The 26,505-nt window shown below is 32.9% G+C and carries 19 protein-coding genes; 9 read left to right on the plus strand and 10 right to left on the minus strand.

Going from position 1 to position 26,505, the window contains the following annotated elements; translation table 11 throughout:
• Positions 1–20 precede the first annotated feature (20 nt).
• Positions 21–2,900, minus strand: coding sequence for a triple tyrosine motif-containing protein (locus ACHZDT_RS05765; protein ID WP_394773683.1), 2,880 nt, complete (start codon positions 2,898–2,900; stop codon positions 21–23).
• Positions 2,901–3,243: 343 nt separating this feature from the next.
• Here ACHZDT_RS05765 and ACHZDT_RS05770 point away from each other — a divergent pair, with 343 nt between their 5' ends.
• From ACHZDT_RS05770 to ACHZDT_RS05805, 8 genes are all read left to right on the plus strand, one after another.
• The gene (locus ACHZDT_RS05770; RefSeq protein ID WP_394773684.1) at positions 3,244–6,393 is read left to right on the plus strand and encodes a SusC/RagA family TonB-linked outer membrane protein; all 3,150 of its coding nucleotides are present in this window, start codon (positions 3,244–3,246) and stop codon (positions 6,391–6,393) included.
• Positions 6,394–6,411: 18 nt separating this feature from the next.
• On the plus strand, positions 6,412–7,953 hold the full coding sequence (locus ACHZDT_RS05775; protein WP_394773685.1) for a RagB/SusD family nutrient uptake outer membrane protein: 1,542 nt from the start codon (positions 6,412–6,414) through the stop codon (positions 7,951–7,953).
• 196 nt (positions 7,954–8,149) lie between these two features.
• The gene (locus ACHZDT_RS05780; protein ID WP_394773686.1) at positions 8,150–9,610 is read left to right on the plus strand and encodes a glycoside hydrolase family 30 beta sandwich domain-containing protein; all 1,461 of its coding nucleotides are present in this window, start codon (positions 8,150–8,152) and stop codon (positions 9,608–9,610) included.
• 67 nt (positions 9,611–9,677) lie between these two features.
• On the plus strand, positions 9,678–11,141 hold the full coding sequence (locus ACHZDT_RS05785) for a glycoside hydrolase family 30 beta sandwich domain-containing protein (RefSeq protein ID WP_394773687.1): 1,464 nt from the start codon (positions 9,678–9,680) through the stop codon (positions 11,139–11,141).
• A 33-nt stretch (positions 11,142–11,174) separates the two neighbouring features.
• Positions 11,175–13,433 (plus strand): glycoside hydrolase family 3 N-terminal domain-containing protein, encoded by a 2,259-nt coding sequence (locus ACHZDT_RS05790; RefSeq protein WP_394773688.1) that lies wholly within the window; start codon positions 11,175–11,177, stop codon positions 13,431–13,433.
• A gap of 34 nt (positions 13,434–13,467) precedes the next feature.
• Positions 13,468–15,225, plus strand: a complete 1,758-nt coding sequence (locus tag ACHZDT_RS05795) for a cellulase family glycosylhydrolase (RefSeq protein ID WP_394773689.1) — start codon at positions 13,468–13,470, stop codon at positions 15,223–15,225.
• 136 nt (positions 15,226–15,361) lie between these two features.
• Positions 15,362–16,201, plus strand: a complete 840-nt coding sequence (locus ACHZDT_RS05800) for an endonuclease/exonuclease/phosphatase family protein (protein WP_394773690.1) — start codon at positions 15,362–15,364, stop codon at positions 16,199–16,201.
• A gap of 6 nt (positions 16,202–16,207) precedes the next feature.
• On the plus strand, positions 16,208–18,433 hold the full coding sequence (locus tag ACHZDT_RS05805; RefSeq protein ID WP_394773691.1) for a glycoside hydrolase family 3 N-terminal domain-containing protein: 2,226 nt from the start codon (positions 16,208–16,210) through the stop codon (positions 18,431–18,433).
• 188 nt (positions 18,434–18,621) lie between these two features.
• On the opposite strand, the gene ACHZDT_RS05810 is transcribed toward ACHZDT_RS05805, so the two are convergent.
• Both ACHZDT_RS05810 and ACHZDT_RS05815 read right to left on the minus strand, forming a co-directional pair.
• Positions 18,622–20,643 (minus strand): DUF3857 domain-containing protein, encoded by a 2,022-nt coding sequence (locus tag ACHZDT_RS05810; protein ID WP_394773692.1) that lies wholly within the window; start codon positions 20,641–20,643, stop codon positions 18,622–18,624.
• Positions 20,644–20,980: 337 nt separating this feature from the next.
• Complete coding sequence (locus ACHZDT_RS05815; RefSeq protein ID WP_394773693.1) at positions 20,981–21,238, minus strand: hypothetical protein; 258 nt, start codon at positions 21,236–21,238, stop codon at positions 20,981–20,983.
• A gap of 307 nt (positions 21,239–21,545) precedes the next feature.
• On the opposite strand from ACHZDT_RS05815, the gene ACHZDT_RS05820 reads away from it, so the two are divergent.
• Entirely contained in the window at positions 21,546–22,301 is a 756-nt protein-coding gene (locus tag ACHZDT_RS05820; RefSeq protein ID WP_394773694.1) for an NUDIX domain-containing protein, read from the plus strand.
• 70 nt (positions 22,302–22,371) lie between these two features.
• Here ACHZDT_RS05820 and ACHZDT_RS05825 read toward each other — a convergent pair whose 3' ends face one another.
• The 7 genes from ACHZDT_RS05825 to ACHZDT_RS05855 all read right to left on the minus strand — a co-directional run bounded on the left by ACHZDT_RS05825 (position 22,372) and on the right by ACHZDT_RS05855 (position 26,481).
• Positions 22,372–22,980 (minus strand): alpha-ketoglutarate-dependent dioxygenase AlkB family protein, encoded by a 609-nt coding sequence (locus ACHZDT_RS05825; RefSeq protein WP_394773695.1) that lies wholly within the window; start codon positions 22,978–22,980, stop codon positions 22,372–22,374.
• Positions 22,967–23,212: an Ada metal-binding domain-containing protein gene (locus ACHZDT_RS05830; RefSeq protein ID WP_394773696.1), complete on the minus strand. Its 246-nt coding sequence runs from the start codon at positions 23,210–23,212 to the stop codon at positions 22,967–22,969. Before ACHZDT_RS05830 ends, ACHZDT_RS05825 begins: the two co-directional genes overlap by 14 nt.
• Before the next feature lie 145 nt (positions 23,213–23,357).
• Entirely contained in the window at positions 23,358–24,071 is a 714-nt protein-coding gene (locus ACHZDT_RS05835; protein WP_394773697.1) for a 2OG-Fe(II) oxygenase, read from the minus strand.
• 106 nt (positions 24,072–24,177) lie between these two features.
• Positions 24,178–25,029: a bifunctional helix-turn-helix domain-containing protein/methylated-DNA--[protein]-cysteine S-methyltransferase gene (locus tag ACHZDT_RS05840; RefSeq protein WP_394773698.1), complete on the minus strand. Its 852-nt coding sequence runs from the start codon at positions 25,027–25,029 to the stop codon at positions 24,178–24,180.
• Positions 25,030–25,145: 116 nt separating this feature from the next.
• Positions 25,146–25,607, minus strand: a complete 462-nt coding sequence (locus ACHZDT_RS05845) for a GNAT family N-acetyltransferase (protein WP_394773699.1) — start codon at positions 25,605–25,607, stop codon at positions 25,146–25,148.
• 17 nt (positions 25,608–25,624) lie between these two features.
• Entirely contained in the window at positions 25,625–25,957 is a 333-nt protein-coding gene (locus ACHZDT_RS05850; protein WP_394773700.1) for a DMT family transporter, read from the minus strand.
• A gap of 59 nt (positions 25,958–26,016) precedes the next feature.
• On the minus strand, positions 26,017–26,481 hold the full coding sequence (locus ACHZDT_RS05855; protein WP_394773701.1) for a hypothetical protein: 465 nt from the start codon (positions 26,479–26,481) through the stop codon (positions 26,017–26,019).
• Positions 26,482–26,505: the final 24 nt, after the last annotated feature.

Raw genomic sequence — 26,505 nt, forward strand, 5'->3', positions numbered from 1 at the left:
GAATGGATTTTTTGCTTTATCTATATACTCATTAAAAAACCAATTAGATTTTCTTTTTTATTTAATCCGAGTTTTTTTCGTAATCGGTAACGTGCTAATTCTACACCTCCAGTTGAAATGTTCATTATTTCTGCTATTTCTTTGGTAGACATATTCATTAATAAATAAGTAGATAAATCCAATTCCCGGGGAGAAATTGTTGGGTATTTTTCTTTTAATCTTTTCAGGAATTCAAAATGTACATTCTTAATGTGTTTTTCTAAGTCCTTCCAGCTTTTATCTGTATTTACTTCTTTTACAATGCTTTTATGGAGTTTGTTAAATTCAAATTTAGTCGAATCATCTAAAATATTGGTGTCAATATCTTTAAGCTTATGAATGATTCCGTTTAAAACCTTGTTTTTCTTAACGACCTGCAAAGAGTTATTTACTAATTCTTTATCTTTTGCCAAGATTTTTATTTGAAGTTTGTCACTTTTTAGTTTTTCAATTTCCTTTTCAAGTTCGTGTTGTTCATGTCTGATTTTTGATTCTTTTTCAAGATATAATCTTCGTTGTTCAATCGTTTCATAATACCTGTTTTTTCTAATTTTCAGCTTGATTCTGTTTGAAATAATATATACTCCGGTTATCAGAAAAATGAAATAAATTAGGTATGCTAAAAAATGGCGGTACCACGGCGGAGAAACTGTAAAGGTAATTTCAGAAATGTTAGATTCAATCCCGTAACTATTTTTAGCCTTAAGTTTCATGACATAAGTACCTTCTCTTAGATTCGTATATTCTTTTATGGAAAGTGCCGACCAACTGCGCCAGTTTTCTTCAAACGGTTCCAGTTTATATGAATAAGTAACGTTTTCCTGATTTTCGTAAGTAGGAGAAGAGAACGTAAATTTAACGTGATTTGAACTGTACGGAACGGTAAATATCTGCTGATTGTTAGCAATGTTACCCGTTAATATTGTGTCACCCGGAAACGAGAAACTTTCTACAAAAACTTTTGGTTTCGTTATAAAAGTATGAGAGATTTTAGAATCATAATGTGTTAATCCATCTGTTAACCCTATAAAAATATTTTGAGGATCTATCGTATTTACAGATATGTAATTGTTTACCAGATTACCTGATAAATTAGAAAACGGAGCTTGTTTTTTCGTGAAAGTTCCGTTTTGATTCTTTGTTAAAACACCTAAAGATTCATTGTAAGCATACCAAAGACTTCCTTCAGAATCTTCGATTAAAGTATTAATTGCCGGAATACCTTTAAAGAGATCTGTTATTTTTTTGTCTTCAAAAAATGTTCCCTGTTCTTTCGAAAATCTATAAAAATGATTTTTGGTTTGAAAATAAACCATTCCGTTTATATTTTGCAAACTTCCAATTCCGGAATATTTTGAGGAAATGTCTTTGTGCTTTTTTATATAAACAAACTTTCTTAAATCTTCAGATAATGTCATTTGATATAAAAATGGATCTTTTTTAAGCCATAAATAATTTTCATCTAATTCTATCGAGAAAGTATTTGTAGTTTCATCAAATCCATCTACCTGATGTGAATATTCAAAGCCCGAAGGCGTTTTTTTAAATATCGTAAAACCATTATAACTTTCCCCAATAATATAATTCTCATGATTTGGAATTTTCTTAAAACCAAAATATCCCTTTGTATCCAGTTTTTTAGATACTTTATTTTGATCAATAACTAATGCGCCACTGTTACTGGCGCAAATAAGCACGCCATTTAAAACCTGAATATTCCAAGCTTGCGAAATCGTCCCTTCAACTCTTGTAAAAGGGCTGTCTGTAAAAGGTTTGTTCCAGGAATGATAAAATAATCCCTGATTTGTGGCTACATATAAATTTCCCTTATAAACGGTCGAGGCGTAAACTGTACCTATATTATAACTGTAATCAAAATAGGAGAAGGGTGAATTTTCATTTATGAACGTAATTCCATTATCAAGCCCAAGCCAAATGTTGTTTTTATTATCAATAAACGACGTCAATATAGTATTGTTCTGAAGTCCTTTTTGGCGATTTAAATGTTGAATAATTTTACCATTTAAATCACAAATGATAACCCCGTCTAAAACTGAATTTAAAACAATAAATTTTCCTTTTATTATAGAACCTCCAAGTGATGTGTTTTTCTTGATAAAAGCATTCGCTTCAGTTTCCCAGGGCTGAACAGTTTTACCGTCAGATATAAATAAACCCTTTTCTAAGGTTGCTAATAACATTTTGTTGTTAGGAAGGGGAAATACTGACCAGATCTCTTTATCGTTGAAAATAGTTGTTCCTTTTATTGGTTGTAGCTTTCTGTTTTTATATTCAAGGATTCCCAAAGATTTATCCTGAAAGTAAAGACGATTATTTACCAAGAATGAAAACTGAAATTTTGTTGGAGCATTTATAAATCTGAGTTTGTTATTTTTTAAAAAGAAAACCTTTGTAAAGGATTGAAATATTACTTCTCCATTAAATATATGTATCCTCCATATGAGGTTAATATTTAGTTTGTCTTTTTTGTCTACTAAATCAGAAAGAGAATGGTACTTCAGATTTCCTTTTTCATCATTTTGGAAATATCCGAATTCATTGTTTCCTCCAACAAAAATTTTTCCTGACGAATCTATCTTTAAACTCCTTATTTCAGTTTGCGTAGGAAGCGAAAATTTATGCCAGCTTGAACCATCAAATTGTATTAAACCATTGTTATTGGCAAAGTACATATTTCCGTTTTTATCCTGATCGATACTCCAGTTTTGAGTTCCACCTCTATAGTCTGCCCTTTTATAATTTTTAATTCCTGGCAATCCTATATTCTTCACCTGTGACGAGATATTGTTTTGTAAGAAAATGTAGATAATTGATAAAAAAAGTGTATTTATGAATTTCATAAAATTTATGATGTATTTTTATTAGAAATGTTTTATAAATGCTTTTATTTTTTAATTATTTATTTGCAATTTGGTCGATTACTTCAATTTTTTTGAATATATCATCAATTTGTTATTATTTCATAAATGTAGTGTTTATTTTTATACTTAACATTTCTCTAACAATATATTATTTTATATAAATATGTATATATTAGTATATTAAAAATAATTTGATGTGTTTTTGTAGAGTATTAAAATATGCTTTGATGTGTTTTTGTAATGAAATTTTATTGTAAATAGTAAAAATTTAACTTTATTATTGCATCAAATTACTAATTAATTAACCAAAATTTTTAGAAAAATGAAATTAACAAAATTACTTATTTTTTGTATTTCGTCTCTACTGTTTTCAGTTATCGCGATGGCACAGGATGTTACGGTGAACGGAACAATTAATGATGAAAGTGGATTACCCGTCCCAGGGGCAACAATTTTAATTAAGGGCACAAGTAAAGCGACAGCTTCAGACTTTGATGGAAAATTTCAAATAACTGTTCCAACCAACGGAACTTTAAGTGTAAGCTTTGTGGGATACGTAACTGTACAGGAAGCAGTAAACGGAAGAACAAAACTTGACATTAAATTGCGTGCTGAATCTCAATCATTAAATGAGGTGGTTGTTGTAGGATATGGTACTCAAAAGAAAAGTGTTGTAACAGGTGCAATATCCAGTGTTAAGGCAAAAGATTTAGAGAGTTTACCTATTACAAGAGTAGAACAGGCTTTACAAGGTAGAGTTTCAGGAGTTTCTATTGCTGCAAATGCAGGTCAGCCAGGATCAGCGTCCACAATACGTATTCGTGGTTTTACTACATTAAATAATAATGATCCATTATGGGTTGTTGATGGTGTAGTAGTAGACAATGGAGGAATTGGCTATTTGAATCAATCAGATATTGAATCTATTGAAGTACTTAAAGATGGTGCTTCGGGTGCAATTTATGGTTCTCGTGCAGCTGCCGGTGTTATCTTGGTAACAACTAAAAAAGGTAAAGCAGGTAAAATTACTGTAAACTATACGGGATATGCAGGAACATCTCAGGCATCAAAAAAATTAGATTTACTTGATGCTTCTCAATATGTTACTATAATGAACGAAGCTTATACTAATGGTGGAAATGCAGGTGAAAAATTCCCAACTACAAATGCTAACGGTCCTATAAACTACGGTAAAGGAACCAACTGGCAAGATGCGATTTTTAATAATCACGCTCAACGTGTTGCTCACGAACTAAGTTTTAGTGGTGGTAATGATGTTTCTACCTTTTATATGTCTTTTGGTATAACAGATCAGCAAGGTATTATTACTACTGATATTTCTAATTATACAAGAAAAAATATCCGATTAAACTCTAATCATAAAATCGGAAAATACATTAAAATTGGTCAGACTTTAGGATATTCTAATGAAAAAACGGTTGGTATTGGTAACACAAATGACGAATTTGGTGGGCCATTAGCATCAGCAATCAACTTAGATCCATTGACTCCAATTATTGAAACTGATCCTTCTAAAACGGGAGCAGGTTCTATATATGCAAATCCAAATACGATTAAAGATCCAAACGGAAATTATTATGGTATCTCAACTAATGTAACGCAGGAAAACACAAATCCATTAGCTTACACTCAGACAAGATTAGGAAACAATGATTTTTCAGAAAATTTTGTAGGTAATATTTTTATCGAAGCTGAAATTTTACCTGGTTTAAAACTTAGATCTACTGCCGGTGGAAAACTTGCTTATTATGGTTCTGATAATTTTACTCCGGTATTCTTCTTAAACGGAGCTACAAAAAGAGATAAAAATGAATTGTTCAGATCATATAAAAAATCATTTAGCTGGAACTGGGAAAATACTTTGAATTATACTAAAAAATTCGGAGATCATAATTTCAGTATTTTAATTGGTAAAGGAACTTACGTAGATAATATTACATCAGGTAATGATGCTACTTATCAAGGTATTCCTGCAACAACTCACGGTGAAGCTTCTTTCAACGTAGATATTCCTCTTGCAGATAAATTTGTTAATGCATACAATTCATTAGCAGTTGAACACAGAGTTGAATCTATCTTTACAAGATTAAACTATGATTACAAAGAAAAATACATTTTTACAGGTATTCTTCGTCGTGATGGTTCTACAAGATTTGGCCCTAATAATAAATACGGAACTTTCCCTTCAGTTTCTCTTGGATGGGTTCCGTCTAAAGAAGGATTCTGGAAAGAAAATGACGTAGTAAACAACTTAAAAATTAGAGGAGGTTATGGTATAACAGGAAATGATTCATCTCCGGATTTCTTATACCTTTCTACTATCGGAAACAAAAGAAACTATACAATTGGAGGAACACCAGCAACTGGACAAAGCCCTAACGCTATTGCGAATCCTGATTTGAAATGGGAAGAAACAAAACAAGTAAACATTGGTTTTGAAAGTACACTTTTCCATGATTTTAATTTCAGCATTGATTTATTCAACAAAAAAACATCAGGAATCTTAATGAAAGTGCCAATTCCTGGATTTGTTGGAGCAAGTGGTGACACTTATGCCAATTTAGCTGATATGCAAAATAAAGGTATCGATATTGAATTAGGATTCCGTAAAAAAATTGGCGCATTAAACCTTTCATTAAACGGAAACTTCTCTTACATCAAAAATGAGATCACTTATATTGATAAAGGAGTGAATTTTATCGCAGGTGATGAAACAGTTCAATCGACTTCTTATGAAATAAACAGAACCGAAGTAGGTCAGGCTTATAACTCATTTTACGGATTTAAAACAGCTGGAGTTTTTCAAACTGTTGACGAAGTAAATGCTTATAAAAATGCTGCAGGCGGATTAATTCAGCCAAACGCTAAACCGGGAGATTTCCGTTGGCAAGATCTAAATGGTGATGGCAAAATTGATGGTAACGATAGAGATTTCTTAGGAACTTCATTACCTAAATTCACTTACGGTTTGACATTAAACTTAGACTATAAAGGATTTGACTTATTAGTTTTTGGACAAGGTGCGGGCGGAAACATGATTTATCAGGGTTTAAGAAGACTTGATATAACTAATGCAAATTATCAAACTGAAGTATTAGGTCGTTGGACAGGACCAGGATCAACTAATTCTTATCCTAGAGTTACTACAGATGATACAAACAAAAACTTTAGTAATCCATCGAATTTCAATTTAGAGAAAGGTGATTTCTTCAGATTCAAAACGATTCAGTTAGGATATTCATTCCCACAAGATTGGATAAGCAGTATTTCATTATCAAAAGTAAGAATTTATGTAACTGGTGAAAATTTATTCACAATTACAAAATATACTGGATTTGATCCTGAAATTGGAGGACCTACAACAGCTGGAATGAACAACGTGCAAGGTGTTGACAGAGGTTTTTATCCTCAGGCAAAATCATACATGTTAGGAGTTAATTTGCAATTTTAATTAAAAAAATAAAATATTATGAAACTTATAAGTTTTAAACAATCATTTATCGCTTTTGGAGTGTTATTGACACTTGCATCGTGCGATACCGATGAAAAGTTAGAGGTAAAAGGAGATGGTGTAGTACTTGAAGATAATTTTTACAGAAACGAAACAGAAGCTTATTCTGGTTTAGTAGCTGCTTATGATAAATTAGGTAAATACGCCGGAGCAATGGAAAACGCGCCGTTATTATTCCTGAATTCTGCATCAGATGATTTCTTTGCAGGAGGTGGTGGAGCAGGAGATCAGCCAGGTCTTCAGGTAGCGTCAAATTACTCAATTACTCCAACTAATATTCCGCCGGCAATCTGGGCGAATTATTATAAAGGTATTTCAAGATGTAATATCATGATAGTAAAACTTCCTGCAATTCCTATGGATGAAGCTAAAAAAGCGAGATTCATGGCAGAAGTAAAAGCTTTACGTGCTTATTACTATTTAGATCTTGTGAGAATGTTTAAAAATATTCCATTGATCTTAACTCCTGTTGTTCAAAGTGAAATTTCTGTAATTGAACAAGTGAAACCGGAAGTAGTTTATGCTCAAATTGAAAAAGATTTAAATGAAGCAATTCCAAATCTTCCAATTACATTAGCGGCTAGTGAATTAGGACGTTTGACAAAAGGAGCTGCAACAGCACTTTTAGGAAAAGCCTATTTGTATGACAATAAAAAACCAGAAGCTGCGGCACAATTAGCTTTAGTTAATGGTCCGGCTGGCGGAACTAGTAGTTTTGGCTATAAATTGTTAGCAGATTTTGCTCAATTATGGGATAAGCAACACGAGTTTAATTCAGAATCGATTCTTGAAATTAGTTATTCAGATAAATCAAATGCCGACTGGGGTAATTTTGAAGTAAATGGTGATGATGAAGGTAACGTAGCTGCTCAATTAATGGGTATTAGAGATTATACAAGAAAAACAAAAGGAGTTGATGCAGGTTTACCGGACTATATCAATGGTTGGGGATTCATGGTAGTTACTAAAGATTTACAAGCTGCTTTAAAAGGTGATCCTCGTTATGCCTCTACTATTTTTGATGCAGGTGCTGCAAGAGGGGTTGATAATGATGATGAAAACGGACTTATTAAATATACTGACAGTTATAACGAAACAGGATATCACTTTATAAAATATGCACCGGTTAATGCTGATATTAAAGCTGCAAATCCTTTCCTGAACTTTGGTATTAATACTTATGTAATTCGTTTAGCTGATACTTATTTAATGGAAGCAGAAGCTTTAGGAGGAACAGGAGCAAGAGCTCAGGCACTTTTAGATGCTGTAAGAGACAGAGTGCATTTAGCACATGTACCAGTTTCTTTGCAAGCTATCTATGCTGAAAGAAGATTAGAACTTGCAGGAGAAGGACACCGTTGGTACGACTTAGTGAGAACTGGAGAAGCAGCTGCTAAACTTGCTTTTAAAGGATTCGTTGCTAATAAAAACGAAGCTTTCCCAATTCCTTACAGTGAATTTAATAATACTAAAATCGTTCAAAATCCAGGTTATAATTAATCTGTAAAAATAAAATTAGCATTTGTTTATAAAGGCTGAGATCAAAATCTTAGTCTTTTAAACAAATGGATATTAAAGTAAGTTTAAGTTAAGTTTGGTTGTCAAATAGCCCATGTTCAATATGATTATGGGCTATTTTTAAATCAATTATTTTGAATTGAATTGCAACATAGTTTTAATTATTAAAACACATACAATGAAAAAAAACGGCTTTATTATTACTTGTTTATGTTTTTCTTTAGCTGTTGTTTCACAGCAAAAAAATCAAAAACAGCAACAGGCATTTACTACAAATAATAAAAAGATCACAGTGTACACCACTGCTGACAATACAAAATTAAGGTTAACCCCTACAGATAATCTATCTTTTACAGCATCAAAACAACCAGTTGAAACCGAAATATCGGTTTTTGTGGAGCCTACAAAAAAATTCCAAACCTTTATGGGAATCGGTGGTGCAATTACAGATGCAAGTGCTGAAATTTTCGCAAAACTATCAAAAGAAAAACAAGCAGAATTTTTAAATGCTTATTACGATACTCAAAAAGGAATTGGCTACACATTAGTAAGAACAACAATTCAAAGTTCAGATTTTAGCAGTGCAAGTTATTCCTATATACAAGAAGGTGATAAGGATTTAAAAACTTTCTCGATTGAACATGATAAACAATATCGAATTCCTTTAATAAAACAAGCAATAAAAACAGCCGGAGGAAAATTAATTACTTATGCAACTCCGTGGTCGCCAAATGCTTTTATGAAAAGCAATAAAAGCGTTCTGAAAGGCGGAACATTATTGCCGGAATTTTATCAGCCTTGGGCAAATTTCTATGCAAAATTCATCAAAGCTTATGAAAAAGAAGGAATCCCAATTTGGGGAACTTCCGTTCAAAATGAGCCAATGGCAACACAAACCTGGGAATCTTGTTTGTATACTGCTGAAGACGAAAGAGATTTTTTGAAAAATTATCTTGGACCAACACTTAAAAAAGAAGGTTTAGAAAGAATAAAAATCATAGCCTGGGATCACAATCGTGATTTAATGGTACAAAGAGCAAACGTAATATTCTCAGATCCCGAAGCTTCAAAATATGTTTGGGGAATAGGATTTCACTGGTACGAAACCTGGACAGGAGCACAGCCAATGTTTGATAATGTTGCCAGAGTTCATGAAGCTTATCCGGACAAGAATCTTATGTTTACCGAAGGTTGTATAGAAAAATTTGATGCCGCTAAATATCAATTTTGGGCAAATGCCGAAAGATATGGAACATCAATGATCAACGATTTTAATAACGGAACCGTTGCCTGGACAGATTGGAACATACTTTTAGACCAATTTGGAGGACCAAATCATGTAGGTAATTTTTGTTTTGCACCAATACACGCAGACACTACAACGGGAGAATTAATTTATACTCCGTCTTATTATTACATTGGACATTTTTCAAAATTCATTCGTCCAAATGCAATTCGTGTAAGTACAGCAGTAAGCAGAAGTTACTTGCAAAGCACATCATTTTTAAATACAGATGGCAAAATGTCAACCGTAGTTATGAATCATACGGATAACGAAATCACCTATAATTTAATAATTGCTGCTCAAAAAACAGTAGTAAAAATACCGGCACACGCGATTCAAACCCTAGTGTATTAATTTATTTTTTTAGTAGTTAAGGGCTATTCATTTAGCCCTTATTTTTTTAATAGAATTTAAAAACACAATGAAATCAACCCATAAAATTTTAATAATTCCAATATTAATTCTGCAATTAAGTTGTTCTTCATCAAAGGTTGCAGCTCAATCCAGTGTTGCAAAATCAAAAGCAAATTCAAAGATTAACGTTTACACAACTGCTGAAAACACTACATTAAGATTATCATTATCCAATGATTTAATCGCAACCACACAACAAACAAATTCAACGGTTTCTATAATTGTAGATCCCAAAAAAACATACCAGACCTTTCTGGGAATTGGAGGCGCAATTACAGATGCAAGTGCAGAAGTATTTGCTAAATTATCTCCAAAAAAGCAACAAGAATTTCTGACCGCTTATTACGATAAAAATAAAGGAATTGGTTATTCATTAGCCAGAACCAACATTCATAGCTGCGACTTTAGCAGCGAAAGTTATACTTATATTCAGGAAGGCGACAAAGATTTAAAAACCTTCAATATTGACCACGATAAAAAATACCGAATTCCACTTATCAAAAAAGCAATTGAAACAGCCGGCGGGAAATTAACCTTATTTGCTAGTCCGTGGAGTCCCCCAGCTTTCATGAAAGACAATAATGATATTTTGCACGGCGGCGTTTTATTGCCTGAATTTGCACAATCGTGGGCAAATTATTATGCGAAATTTATAAAAACATACGAAAAAGAAGGAATTCCTATTTGGGGATTAACCATTCAGAACGAACCAATGGCGAGTCAAAGATGGGAATCCTGCATTTATACGCCCGAAGCAGAAAGAGATTTCCTGAAAAACTTTCTTGGTCCAACATTAGAAAAAGAAGGACTTGGTTCAAAAAAAATAATTATCTGGGATCATAATCGCGGAGATATGTTAGTAAAACGCGCCAATCTTGTTTTCTCAGATCCCGAAGTTTCAAAATATGCATGGGGAATTGGATTTCACTGGTACGAAACATGGAATGGCGGAACACCAAAATTTGAATCGGTGGGAGAAGTTTACAAAGCTTTTCCTGACAAAAACTTAATTTTTACAGAAGGTTGTATCGAAAAATTTGATCCGACTAAATTTCAGTTTTGGGGAAATGCAGAACGTTACGGATTGAACATGATCAATGATTTCAATAACGGAACCGTTGCCTGGACAGATTGGAATATTCTGTTAGATCAAAACGGAGGTCCAAATCATGTTGGCAATTTCTGCTTTGCGCCAATTCACGCCGACACTTCAAAAGACGAATTAATCTACACGCCAATGTATTTCTATATTGGTCATTTGTCAAAATTCATCAGACCTAATGCCAAACGAATCGAAGCAACTATCAGCGATAAAACTTTGCTAAGTACTTCATTTAAAAATACCGATGGGAAAATTGCAACCATTATCATGAATTCATCTGATAAAGAAGTGATTTACAGCATCACAAATAACAGCCAAAAAACAACCATTACAATACCGGCACACGCCATGCAGACTCTGGAATATTAGAGTTTGAATTATGAAATTTAAATAAAGTTAAAAATGAAAAAGACCAAATTGCTAATGCTGGCTTTCCTGATTTGTGGAGCAGCATGGAGTCAAAATAAAAAAAGTGATATTGACGTTAAAGTTTCGGAACTATTGTCAAAAATGACACTGGAAGAAAAAGTAGGTCAGATGACACAAATAACCGTTACTATTTTTGAAGATCCTTCAAAACCAGGTTATTTTGACGCAGCTAAACTAAAACAAGGAATTCAGGATTATCATATTGGTTCTATTTTGAACGTGCCAAATCCCGGCGCTCCAACCTTAAAAAGATGGCAGGAAACCATCACGGAAATCTCAGATGAAGCAAATAAAACAAGACTTAAAATTCCGGTTTTATATGGTATAGACGCTATTCACGGTGCAAGTTACACAGCTGGAGCAACATTGTTTCCGCAGCAAATAGGCTTAGCCGCAACATTTAATACAGCCTTAGTAAAACGCGGAGCCGAAATTTCAGCTTATGAAACAAGAGCTTCATCAATTCCGTGGGTTTTTTCACCGGATTTAGATTTTCCAAGAAATCCTGCGTGGTCAAGAATGTGGGAATCATTTGGAGAAGATGCCTATTTATCATCACAAATGGCAGTTGCTTTAGTAAACGGTTTTGAGGGAAATAATAACGTAGGTTCAAAATACAGCGTTGCCTCATGTATGAAACATTACATAGGTTACGGAAGCACAACCACAGGAAAAGACAGAACGCCAAGCATAATTCCGGAAAGATTATTAAGACAATATGACCTAACAATTTATCAGGCAGCAATTAATGCCGGAGCAAAAAGTGTAATGGTAAGTTCTGGCGAAATCAACGGAACTCCCGTACACGCAAGCAAACATTTAATTACAGATATTCTTAAAAAAGAACTTAATTTTCAAGGTGTAGTCGTGACGGACTGGAAAGATATTATCTATTTATATACAAGACATAAAGTTGCCGAATCTAAACGTGATGCGGTTAGAATTGCAGTTATGGCGGGAATTGACATGAGTATGGTTCCTGAAGAATTTTCGTTTTACACCGATTTAGTTGATTTGGTAAAAAAAGGAGAAGTACCAATTTCCAGAATTGACGATGCCGTTTCCCGAATCTTAAAAATGAAATTTGAACTGAATTTATTCGAAAATTCAGTTGCAAACCTAAAAGATTATCCAAAATTCGGATCACCGGAACACATTCAGGAAGCCTATAATACAGTGGCAGAATCTATTACTTTATTGAAAAACAATGCATCGGTTTTACCATTAAATAAAAGCGAAAAAATCTTAGTTACAGGCGCAACCGCAAATAGCATGAAATACCTTAACGGAGGTTGGTCATACAATTGGCAAGGAGAAAACTCAGATACCTACGCAGCAGATAAATCTACAATTTTAGAAGCTTTTCAAAATAAATTAGGGAAAGAAAATGTACTTTATACACAAGGCGCCGATCTGGAAAAAGAAGACGATGCCGAAATTCAGAAAGCAATAGATTTAGCAAAAACAGCATCGAAAATTGTTTTGTGTTTAGGAGAGAAAAATTACACAGAAACTCCGGGCGACATCAGTAATCTTTATATGAGTCCTTCACAAATAAAATTAGCCCTTGCATTATCAAAATTAAACAAACCAATAGTTTTAGTTTTAAACGAAGGAAGACCAAGATTAATTAGTGATTTCGAAGATAAAATGAGCGCCGTTGTACAATGTTATCTTCCTGGAAATGAAGGTGCAAGAGCATTGGTTGATATTTTATACGGAGATGTAAACCCAAGTGGAAGATTGCCTTATAATTATCCAAAATATCCTAATTCATTAGAAAAATACAATAGAAAATATACCGAGAGTATTTCTGAAGGAGAACAAAATAATGATGCGAAGTACGAGAAAAGTTATTCGCCTCAATTTGAGTTTGGAACAGGATTATCGTATACCACTTTTGCGTATTCAAATTTAAAAATTGACAAATCTGAAATCACTAATTCAGAAGAAGTAAATGTTACCGTTGATGTTAAAAATTCAGGTTCAAAAGCAGGAAAAGAAGCCGTTTTATTGTACTTATCAGACAATGTAGCAAGTATTACACCTGAAGTTAAAGCACTAAAAAGATTCGAAAAAATAAGTTTAAATCCGGGAGAAACCAAATCTGTAAAATTCACTTTGAATCAAAAAGACCTACAATTTGTAAACGAAGATTTGAAATGGATTGCTGAAAAAGGAACATTTACAATTCAAATCGCCAATCAAACAAAAGATTTCCGATTAAAATAAAACTCATAAAGCTGATTAAGATTTAAATAAAAGCATGAAAAATTTAATTATAACATTTCAATTACTGCTTTCAATTGCCACTTCTGCACAAGGATTTTTGCACAGAGATGGTCAGAATATTGTTGATGGAAACGGAAAAAATATACTATTGCGAGGTCTTGGCGTAGGCGGCTGGATGGTGCAGGAAGGATATATGATGCAGACACAGCCTTTTGCAAGTCCGCAATATATTATCAAACAAAAGATTGAAGAAGTAATAGGAGAACAAGGAACAAAAGAATTTTATGCCGCTTATAAAGCAAACGGAATCACGAAGCGCGATGTTGATTCGTTAGCCGCCTGGGGATTTAATTCCATTCGTTTGCCAATGCATTATAATCTATATACGCCATCAATTCAGGAAGAAAAAAATGGAGAAATTACATGGATAGAAGAAGGTTTTACGACCACAGATAACTTGCTAAAATGGTGCGCTGAAAACAAGATGTATCTTATTCTTGATTTGCATGCTGCGCCGGGCGGACAAGGAAATGACGCAGCAATTTCTGATTATGACACTACAAAACCATCTCTTTGGGAAAGTGAAGCCAATCAGAAAAAAATGATTGCTTTATGGAAAAAACTAGCTTCTCGTTACAGAGATAATCCGTGGATTGGCGCTTATGACATTATCAATGAACCCAATTGGAATTTTACCGGAACCAATAAAAACGGCTGTGACGAAAACTCAAACGGACCTTTAAGAGATTTAATGGTAAAGGTTACAAAAGCAATTCGCGAAGTCGATACCAACCATTTAATTTTTATTGAAGGCAATTGCTGGGGAAATAATTATAACGGAATTTTCCCTTTATGGGATGAAAATATGGCGTTGAGTTTTCATAAATACTGGAACTACAATACCAAAGAATCAATCCAGAAAATGCTGGATTACAGAACAAAATACAATGTGCCGATTTGGTTGGGAGAAAGCGGAGAAAATTCGAATGTATGGTTTAAAGATGCGCTGACATTGGTTGAAAGCAATAATATAGGTTGGGCTTTCTGGCCAATGAAAAAAATTGAAAATATTGCAGGCGTAACTTCAGTAACCAAAATTCCTGAATATGATGTTTTATTGAAATATTGGAAAGAGGGCGGACAAAAACCATCGGCTGATTTTGCGAAAAAAACATTAATGAAAATGGCAGATAATTACAAAATGGAAAACCTGACCGTTAAACCAGATGTAATTGATGCAATGTTCAGACAAGTACAAACCAACGACACAAAACCTTATAAAAAACATATAATTCCCGGGAAAATTGCGGCAACACAATATGATTTAGGAACAAATGGAGTTGCATATCTGGATAAAGATTTTGTAAACTACAGAGTTGAAACCGGAAAATTTGATGAGTGGAACAAAGGAAATACCATGCGAAATGATGGCGTGGATATTTTGCCATGTAAAGATGCAGGATCAAACGGATATCAGGTTTCGTTTATTGAAGACGGCGAATGGTTACAATTTACTACCGAAGTTACAAAACAGAAAACATACAAAGTAGCAATTCGCTATTCAAGCGAAAATCTTGAAGGGAAAATTTATCTGGAAACAGCAAACGGAAAGAAGTCTGAAACAATTACACTTCCTGTTACAGGAGGAAATGACAAATGGAAAACCATTATTTTATCTGACGTAGCATTAAATTCAGGAACTAATAAAATTAAAGTTGTTTTTGAAAAAGGAGGATTTAATTTGAACTATTTAGATTTTTCGGAAAGTAAAAAAGGAAACTCAAAAAAGTAGTTCGTTTGACAAAATATTTATAATTATGATCAACTTAATATTGACAATAATAACATATATAGTAACATTGTTTTAAAGTTAATTTTTTTCTTTAAAGCTATTGAAATGGTAGCTTTACGGAATTAAATTTTTAAAAATGAAAAAGATAAAACCATTTTTTTTAGTAGCAATATTGCTTTTTGTTAGTGCACAATTTTATAGTCAGAATTTGAAAATGATGACTTATAATGTTCGTTTGAATGTTGCATCAGATGGAGAAAATGCCTGGCCAAACCGGAAAGATTATTTTGGTTCACAAATACAATTTTATAGCCCTGATATTTTGGGAGTTCAGGAAGCAACACCAGGTCAGGTTATAGATATCGCATTGGCTTTGCCGGATTATAATAAATTTGGGATAGGCAGAGAAGAAGACGGAAAAGGAGAAGCTTGTACTATTTACTATAAAAAAGATCGTTTTGAGGTTAAGGAATCCAATACATTTTGGTTGTCAGAAACTCCAAACGTAGTTTCAAAAGGTTGGGACGGTGCCTGTAATAGAATTTGTACGTATGGTTTGTTTAAAGATTTAAAAACTAAAAAAACATTTTGGGTTTTTAATCTCCATCTCGATCATATTGGCGAAGTCGCAAGAGTAAAAGGAATAGAATTGGTTCTTTCGAAAATAGCAGAAATAAACACCAAAAAATATCCTGTTTTTTTAATGGGGGATTTTAATTCAGAACCTGCAACAAAACAAATTGTTGCAATAAAAAAAGTAATGGATGATACTAAAGATGTTTCGAAAGAAAAACCTTTTGGACCATCAGGAACATTCAACGGTTTTAAACATAATGAACCAGTGACTTTATTAATAGACTATATTTTTGTCTCTAAAAATAGCGGACTAACAATACAAAAGCATGCAGTTTTAAGTGATTCAAAAGATTTAAAATATCCGTCAGATCACTTGCCAGTTTTAATAGAAATTAATTAAACAAGAATGAAAAAATTAACCACATTAACCTTGTTGATGGTATCCTTTTTTGCCGTCGCCCAACAAGAAACAATAGACCAGAAAGTAAATGCTCTATTGAAAAAAATGACCATTGAAGAGAAAATTGGTCAGTTAAATCAATATACAGGAGATAACTCTGCAACAGGACCAATCACGATAAACCCAAACAAACAAGCCGAAATAAAAGCCGGAATCGTAGGTTCAATGCTTAATATTATTGGAACAAAATACACCAGACAATATCAGGAATTAGCGATGCAATCTCGTTTAAAAATTCCGTTGTTATTTGGTCAGGACGTTATACACGGTTACAAAACCACATTTCCAATTCCGTTAGCTGAAGCTGCGAGTTGGGATTTAGCAGCAATAGAATTGGCGGCAAGAGTTGCAGCTACAGAAGCTTCAGCAAGCGGAATTCACTGGACATTTGCACCAATGGTAGATATTAGCCGTGATCCTCGCTGGGGAAGAGTGATGGAAGGTGCCGGAGAAGATACGTATCTGGGATCTAAAATTGCTTACGCCAGGGTAAAAGGTTTTCAGGGAAATAAACTCGGCGATTTAAACTCAGTTATGGCTTGCGTAAAACACTTTGCAGCTTATGGCGCTGGTGTTGGCGGAAGAGATTACAACTCTGTAGATATGAGCGAAAGAATGTTGTGGGAAACCTATTTGCCACCTTTCAAAGCTGCACTTGATGCCGGAGCAGCCACTTTTATGAATTCATTTAATGATTTAAACGGAATTCCTGCAACTGGAAATGCACATTTACAACGTGATATTTTAAAAGGAAAATGGAATTTTCAGGGATTTGTAGTTTCAGATTGGGGTTCTATTGGCGAAATGGTGGCGCACGGATATTCAAAAGACCTTAAAGCTGCTGCACTTTCTGCAATTACAGCGGGAAGCGATATGGATATGGAAAGTAATGCTTATCGATATCATTTAGCCGAATTAGTGAAAGAAGGAAAAGTATCTGTCGATTTGATCGATGACGCAGTAAAAAGGATTCTTCGTAAAAAATACGAATTAGGATTATTTGATGATCCTTATAAATATTCAGATGAAAAAAGAGCTGAAAAAGCCTTGAATAATCCTGAAAACAGAAAAGCGGCTCTTGAAGTAGCGCAAAAAAGTATCGTTTTATTAAAGAATGACAATGAAACCTTACCACTTTCAAAAAACCTGAAAACTATTGCATTCATTGGACCAATGGTAAAAGAATACAAAGCCAATATGGGATTTTGGTCAGTAGAATTGCCGGACGTTGATTATGATAAATGGGTAGTTTCACAATGGGATGGTTTGCAAAATAAAGTAGGTAAAAACACAAAATTGCTTTATGCCAAAGGTTGTGAAGTAGATGGAGACAACAAAAATGGTTTTGCCGAAGCAATAGCAACTGCAAAACAAGCCGATGTCGTTATTTTAAGTATTGGAGAAAGACGGGACATGAGCGGTGAAGCAAAAAGCCGAAGCAATCTTGGTTTACCAGGAGTTCAGGAAGATTTAGTAAAAGCAATTCAGGCAACAGGAAAACCGGTTGTAGTTTTAATAAATGCCGGACGTCCTTTAATTTTTAACTGGACAGCAGATAATGTTCCTGCAATTGTATACACTTGGTGGTTAGGTACAGAAGCAGGAAATGCAATCGCAAATGTATTATGTGGAGATTATAATCCGTCAGGAAAATTGCCAATGACTTTCCCGAGAGAGGTAGGGCAAGTGCCAATTTATTACAATCATTTTAGTACAGGAAGACCAGCTCCAAATGAAAATTCAAAAGGATATGTTTCTTCGTATATCGATTTAAAAAACTCACCTAAATTCCCTTTTGGGTATGGTTTAAGTTATACTAAATTTGATTATTCAGGTTTGAAATTATCTTCGGTTAAAATGAAGGATAATGAAACAATAAAAGTTTCTTTTCAATTATCAAATGTTGGAAAAGTTGCCGGAGAAGAAGTCGTTCAATTGTATTTAAAGGATAAATTTGGATCTGTTGTAAGACCAATTTTAGAATTAAGAGATTTCCAAAAAGTAAAATTAAATGCGGGAGAATCTAAAACAATTGAATTTACAATTGACAAACAAAAATTATCATTTTATAATGACAAATTAGAATTTATTGCAGAAGCAGGAGATTTTGAAGTAATGATAGGCGCTTCATCAGCAGATATCAAATTGAAATCTGATTTTGAATTGCTTTAAATCAAAACTACAGATAAAGGATTAAATAGATTAAAAAAAATCTGCTCAATCTGCAAAATCTGCGTGAAAAATATCTAACACATAGATTTAATTTAGAAATCAACAAAGAGTGTATGTGTTAAAAAATAATCGCAACAAGAGTTAATAACAAAAAGCGGGGCTAAATTTTAGCCCCGTTTCTGTTATAATTACTTTACCAGTTTTTTGAAATTAAATTTCATCAAATTCATAAATCCCTGTTCTATAATATCAATTCCAAGTCCGAAATTACTATCTGCAACCTCATGATGCGCATTTCTGAATTCTTCAAAATCTGCTGGCGGAATTTCTAAATTTACTAATGGCAAATAATCCACATTAATTGTAGCGCCATTTTTAGTCACTTTTTTACGGCTTGTATAATCAAAATACGGATTTTTAATCGTGCTTTCCTGAACCGTAAATTTTTCTTCTACATCAATTCTTTGATCTGTGTAAAGATTGATTTCATATTTTTCATTATCAAAATTATGCCAGAAAGAGATATCAGTATGCAAAAAATCGCGCGCATTATTTTTAATTACATTTCGATCAAAATACATTAAAAAACGATTCTTTTGTGCATCTGTAAAATACGGATTTTCAACATTTGCCTTATATCGAATCGTGTATTCGTTCAATCGTTTATCATCGCTTACAGTTTCAATTGTTGCTTCTTTAAAGATGTTTCTAACATCAGTTCCGTTTCTGTCATTGTTGTAATTCAGCGTATAAAAAAAGAAATTATTCCAGCTGTCAATGATTTCTCTTTTGTTGGTATTCTTAAAATACTTACGCATATAATTGGCACGATTTCCTTTGTAAGTTGTCGTTAATGAAAGCTTTCCGATATTGTTTTCAACATTAAATTCGGCTTTTTCATTAATACCATAATAAGGGAATTTATGCGATTTTTTTATTTGTAAATCCTGATTTGGTTTAACCTCTAAATAATGCATAAAATAAATAAATCCACGATTTTCAATCAATCCAAATTCATCACGACTTGTAGCATCAATAAAATAGGTTTCATCTTTATAATCAATTTTTACAATTACATGATTAAAAGTCAGTAATGAAGGTAAATAATATTTTAGATAATGATCCGTATTGAAATTCACCAAAACTACAGACGATTCAACCTTGATATAATCTAAAATTACTTTCAATAAAACACATTTTGCTTTACAATCTCCTTGTTTATTTTCATATGTTATGGCTGGTTCCTGAGGTTTATGACCGTTCATTTCATCAGCATTAAAAACATAATAAACATGATTTTGAACATAATCTATCGCAAATTGCAATTGCTCATCTTTATTGGTAATTGCATCAAGTTTTTCAATCAAATTAGGAGCGAATTCCTGTAAAGATGATTTATTGTAAACATCTTCATATAAAGGAGAAATATAATTAGACAAGTCGATCCAGTTACTATTAGTCGCAAAATCGATAAAAGGAGCAATTTCCCTGTTTATATCTACAAAATTGATATAGTTTTCTTTTTGGATAGTAAACTTTTGACCTTTTTCTAAATAATTGATTTCCGGTGTTAATACATTTCCGTCTTCATCTCTAAAAAAAGTTTTTTTGTAGGCAATAGTATTTTTACGATCATTGATAAAAGTAAAATTATAACTTCCGTAAGCCCAATAAGTACTTGGACTAACCCAAACAAACTTCGAAAATTCCTTGCGCAAAAAGTCACGTTCCGTAAAAACTTTTACACGTGAATCTTCCATGATTAAAACATCATAAAGACGTAAATCCTTTATAGTAATATTGATTTTTTTATTGCTGCTCAAAACGCCGCCATCACTTTGGTTTTCGCTGTCAAGCACTTTAATTTTAGTATCAGGAATTTTGTCAACAAGAACACCTTCTCTTAAAACGCTTATTCTATGTATGATGTAAGTCTCATTTTCTTCAACCACAACATCCATTACAGATGCATTTTCCAGATTAGATGGTTCGTTCAAAGTATAGGCAACACATGCATATTCACTATTTTCCTCATCACTTGTGTAATAAATTTTATCTAAAAAATAGCAATAATCTCTTCCTTCATCGATTTGTTTACTTGCAAAATCTGATTCCTTAATGTATTCAATAAGTTGATTGTCATTAGTATTGGTCGCCCATTCTGCAGGCTTTTGAATTTTGTAATTCTCTGATTGAATAAGATTTTCCATTGTTGTTTTTTAATATTATTTCCAATAATTATTTTAAGTATAATCTTATCTGAGAGCATTTTTGAAAATGTAAATTTTGAAAATATTTTGTTTCAGTTAAAATTAAAGTGATTTAAATTGAGAATAAAATTGCGTTATTTTATTGACATTGGCAAAGGTAATTCCAAAAAATATTCGGTTGAGTTGTAATGAAACTTAAAAATTTTAAAAATATATGGGCGATAAAATAGCACTTTATAAAACAAAAAAAACCTTGCCGTTTAGCAAGGTTGAATAAATTTTGAGATTGGCAATATAAAATAAAAGCCAATAATATTGATTTTGAAAGGTTTTAGATTTACTTCAAAACAGTATGAATAAAGTCCATAGCGCCAATTCCTTTATAAGATGCAAATAATGCTTTATCAAAAGCTTCACGTTTTGCCTTTTTATCTTTTGCTTCAGTTTCAACGATCATTTGGTTGAAAATTCGTTCCTGTTCTTCGCTATATTTTAAAGAAGCTTCTAATAAATAGGTTTTAGAAACAAAGCCAAACGAAGTCCAGATTTTGGTTCTAATTTTTTGATTTATATTTTTTAACGGATTGGTAATCATATCTCCTGCATTAACATTCTACTTTTTCAATTGAATTAAATAAACTACAAAGACCAGGTTTTCCGTAATAATATTCTTTATATAAGATAAAAAATAACAGATTACTTTTTAATTGTGTTATTATGACGCAATGTAATTATTTTTTTGATTCGATTTTTAATTTTAAGTGAAAATTGTGAATCATAGATTTTTGAATTTATGCTTTTTGGATTGTTAATTAAGCATTTTTGAAAAAAAGTTTTCTTTCTGTAAAAATGCCTTAAATTGCATCTTTATTTGAATGGAATATTGATCTTAACAAAAGTGAATGTCAAAAGGAATAATAATGAATAACGAAAATTACCAGCCCGGACTTTCCATCGATTGTGTCATTTTTGGTTTTCATGATAATCAGCTTAAAATTTTATTGATTAAAACTCCGTACGAAGACAAATGGTCTCTACCCGGCGGATTTGTTCCTATTGACGAAGATATTGATACCGCAGCAGTTACGGTTTTAAATGAACGAACGGGAATGGAAGGTATTTTCCTGAGACAATTTGCCACTTTTGGAAGAGTAAAACGAAACGATCAACATTTTGGGAATGCAGTTCTGGAACATTTTAAAATTCCGAAAGAAGCAGGAAAATGGTTTACCCAACGTTTTGTAACGATTGGATATTACGCCTTAGTTGATTTTTTAAAAGCGACTCCTCAGAAGGAAAACAGTCGGGAAGCTATAGAATGGATCGATCATAAAGAAGTTCCGGAACTTATTTTAGATCATAAAGAAATCCTGGACAAAGCCTTAAACATACTTAGAATTGAATTGAATTTAATGCCACTAGGTTATAATTTATTACCCGAAAAATTTACGATGCCGGAACTTCAGAAATTGTATGAAACGATTTTAGATAAAAAGCTGGACAGACGAAATTTTCTTCGCAAAATCAACAACATCGGAATCTTAAATAAACTCGACGAAAAGAAAAGTAATGTCGCTCATAAAGCACCTAATTTATATACTTTTGATAAAGATAAATACGAAGAAGTCCTTAAAAACGGCTTGAATCAGGGTTGGTGAAAATGTAAGTATAATTTCCTAACAGGTTTTTAAACCTGTTAGGTATGAATATCGCAAGAATTGTAAATCTTTACTCAACAATCGTTCTAAAAGTCAAATTTACTCGAGGTTTAGATGTTGTTTTTGTTGGTGGCAATCGATGTAACCAATGTGTTTGAGTAGTATCTTTCATCACTAATAAACTGCCATGTTCCAAGATTAAAGAAACGGTTTCTTTAGATTCCTTATGTTTGAAGGCAAACTTGCGTTCAGCACCAAAACTTACCGAACCAATGGCACCATTTTTTTTCAAATCTTTTTCGGCATCGCTGTGCCACGCCATTCCTTCATCGCCGGAATGGTATAAATTAAGCAGACAAGAATTGAATGTTTCGCCTGTTTTTTTCTCAATTTCAGCTTTTAATTCAAGTAATTCCTTCGTCCACGGCAAGGCTTTTTTAGTCGTATTCGAATATGTATATTCAAAACCAGAATCGCCGTACCACGCCACTTTTCGCTTTGTAATAATTAGTTTTCCAAAGATAATTGCTTCATCATTTTTCCATTCTATATTGTTTAATAAAACGTCCAGATAATGATTTGCATTTTCTCGCGGAAATAATTTTCCGTAATAATTTACGGTTCCGTCTTTAGGAAGCAGATTCGTTGTTTCGTTTATTTCGGGATTAAATAAGTCCATTTTTCCAGTTTTGATATTCGGTTTTCATGCAATGTCCGCAAGGTCTGAAACCATTTTGTCTGGCTTCATTTTCAGATAAAAAGAAGACCCGATTTTCCCGTTTCATTCTTTTTCCCGAAGCACATTGCAGCGTTCCATAAATTTTAAGTTTTTGGTTTCCACCAAAGCAAATTTCCGAATTTTTAATTTTAATTCGTAAATCAGAATCGAGAATTTTAGAATGATAAATCATTTAGTTTTATATGTTTTTATTATAGGCGAATCATAGATTCGTATCGTAGAGGCGCACAGCAGTGCGTCTCTACGATATTTCCGGTTAAATATTTTTAGGATAAAACCTTTGATCCTTTGTATCTCTGAACCTTTGTACCTCAAAATTACGATAACGCATCATGAAAAATAATTCCCAACGTATGTCTTTCACCGGAATGAATTTCGCTCACGCCATGTTTCATATTTACGCGATAATATCCTTTTGTGCCTTTTATAGGTCTAAAATTCGTTGTAAAAACCAACACATCACCTTTTTTAGGTTTCAATACAATTGCTTTCGATTGTGCTCTTGGAGTTTGTTGTGTTAAAACAAATTCGCCACCCGTAAAATCGACATCAGGTTCATTAAGGAAAAGCACCATTTGAATAGGGAAATAAACATCGCCATACAAATCCTGATGTAAGGTATTAAAACCACTTTTACCATATTTTAAAATTAAAACAGTAGCTTTTAATTGATTATTAGCATGACATTGTTCCAATAACTTTTCGTGTGTTTCAGGAAAAATAGTATTTATATTTAATGCTTTCATCCATGCATTAGCAATTGGCGCCAGTTTAGGATAAATAGAAGTTCGAATCGTTTGAATTAAATCAGGCAATGGATAATTGAAGTATTTGTATTCGCCTAAACCAAAACGATAACGTTCCATTATAACCGTTTTTCGATATAAAGTTGGATTATCATAATCAAATTTTAAATCCTCGCATTGTTCGTGATTAATTAAATTCGGAATAATCGCAAATCCGTTTTGATGCATAGATTCGGTGATGCTTTCCCAGTTTTGAGAAGCAATTTTTGATTGTATATTTTGCATGAATATATTAAATTTGATTGATCATAATATTTGCGCAATTTTTATTGTAGGGAAGCACAGCAGTGCGCTTACGCAAAGTTTTTTCGAGAAAGTTTAATGTATAATCTTAAATCTCTGAATTAATTTGAACGCCTTCCCAGCCAATAATTGCGGTTTTACGGGTGTTTCCCCACATATAACCTCCAAAAGTTCCTGAAGATTGAATTACACGATGACACGGAATAAGAAATGCAACAGGATTACTTCCAATAGCAGTTCCAACAGCTCTTGAAGCATTTGGTTTCTCCACTTGTTGTGCAATTGTACCATAGGTAGAAAGTTTCCCCATAGGGATTTTAAGTAAAGTTTCCCAAACCTTCAATTGAAAATCGGTTCCTTTTAAATGCAGTTTAATTTCCGATAATTTAGTCCAGTCGTTTTGGAAAATAAACAAAGCGTTTTGTTGTGCCAAATCGAGTTTTCTGGCGAATGTTGCATTTGGGAATTTGTTTTTTAAATCCTGAAATCCAATTTCTTCATCTTCGGCGAAAGCCATAAAACAAACTCCTTTATTGGTAGAAGCAACTATGATATTCCCAAACGGACTTTCGGCAAAACTATAATTGATTTCTAGGTTTTTACCACCGTTTTTATATTCGGCCGGAGTCATTCCTTCAATGTTTACAAATAAATCATGTAAGCGACTTGTTCCCGATAATCCGGTATCAAATGCGGCATCAGACAAAGTAGCGCGATTGTTTTCTTTAAGGATTTTTTTAGCGTGTTCGACACTAATATATTGCAGGAATTTCTTCGGACTTGTTCCTGCCCATTCCGTAAACAAACGCTGAAAGTGAAACGGACTTAAATGCACTTTTTCGGCAACCTCATCTAAGTTGGGTTGTTCCTTAAAGTTTGACTTGATATAATCAATAGCATCTGCAATGCGATTATAATTAATGTTTTCCTGTGTGTTCATTTCGTTCAATTTTATAATGCAAATATCGACAGGGTTTAGCAGTCATAAAATCCGAAACTTGCGGAAGTTTTTTTTTGTTTTTTTGTTTCAAGCTCTGTAATAACTTGAAACCTTTTTTATAATTCTTTTTCCATTTTAAAGTTGATGAGTTCAACTCCTAATCTTATGTTTTTTTGTTCGGCTTTTACGGCAAATCCTTTTTTATCAAAAAATGGTTTTGCCGTTATACTTACATCTGCAGTAATTGTTTTAGAATGCTCTTTTATAGCTTCAGCTTCTAATTGATTGAAGATATTATCAGCAATTTTTTGACGTTGAAAATCTTTGTGCACACAAAAGAAATCAATATAATTACCGTCTTTTAAAGTTCCGTAGCCAACTATTTTATTATCATTTATAGCCAATAAAACAAATTGGCTATGAATAAGTTTCAGCCAGCGTTCTGTATCATCAAGACTCGAAATCCATGCGTTAATTTGCATAGGATTATAATCGCTTTTGCAAGTCCATTTTATGGTTTCAATATACATTTCCTGCATTTCGTGTAAATCTGAAATTGTAGCTTTTCTGAAATTCATTTTGTATCTAATTAAAATTAATGAGCCGTAGTTTTAGAAAAAACATTGATAACTATAACGCCAGCCATAATTAAAGCCAAGCCAATAATTGCTGGTAAATCTGGTATTTGTTTAAAAAATACTGCGCCAATAATTGTAATCAAAACAATGCCGACTCCTGACCAAATCGCGTAAGCAATCCCAACAGGAATAGTTCTGATCGCAAAACTTAAAAAGTAAAATGCGGCAAAATATCCTATAATTGTTATAATGCTTGGAATAAGCTGTGTGAATTGTTCCGATTTTTTTAATGCCGAAGTAGCTATGATTTCAAATAGTATAGCAATGCCTAAAAATATAAAATTCTTCATATCACATTTTTCACAAAGTTAACCTTTGTATTGATTGAACAGATAGATTAGTAGGTTTCTTATATATTACGATTCTTGATTTCATTCAGATCAATTTTCTTAATAAGCTTTTCAGAAATTGGATCATAATAATGATAAGGTAAATTAGGACCTAAACTCCTGAATGGACCATCTTTATGATTTGGGGATGACGAGAATCTTCCGGAACATTCCAGTTTTATATAGCTAAATTTATCATCACAGCTTTCAACCTGAACATTAATCCATTTAGGGACTTTGTCATTGCGCCATAAATAATCAATTACAGTAGACTTTGTGGCAGGATTTATCGAACTTGTATCATCGATTTTGTCATCAGGAAAAACTTCTTCATCATTTTCTAATTCATTTCCATCATATGAACAGTTCGTTTTAATTATAAACTGATAATTGTTTGGTAATTTATTTGTCACCATTTCCTGCGTGAAATCTATAAGTCCATCAAGGGCTTTTTCCAGATTAATTTTAAAATTTTCTTTTTTCATGACTAATTTTGGAACGGTTTAAAA

The organism is Flavobacterium sp., from assembly GCF_043722275.1.
GTDB lineage: Bacteria > Bacteroidota > Bacteroidia > Flavobacteriales > Flavobacteriaceae > Flavobacterium.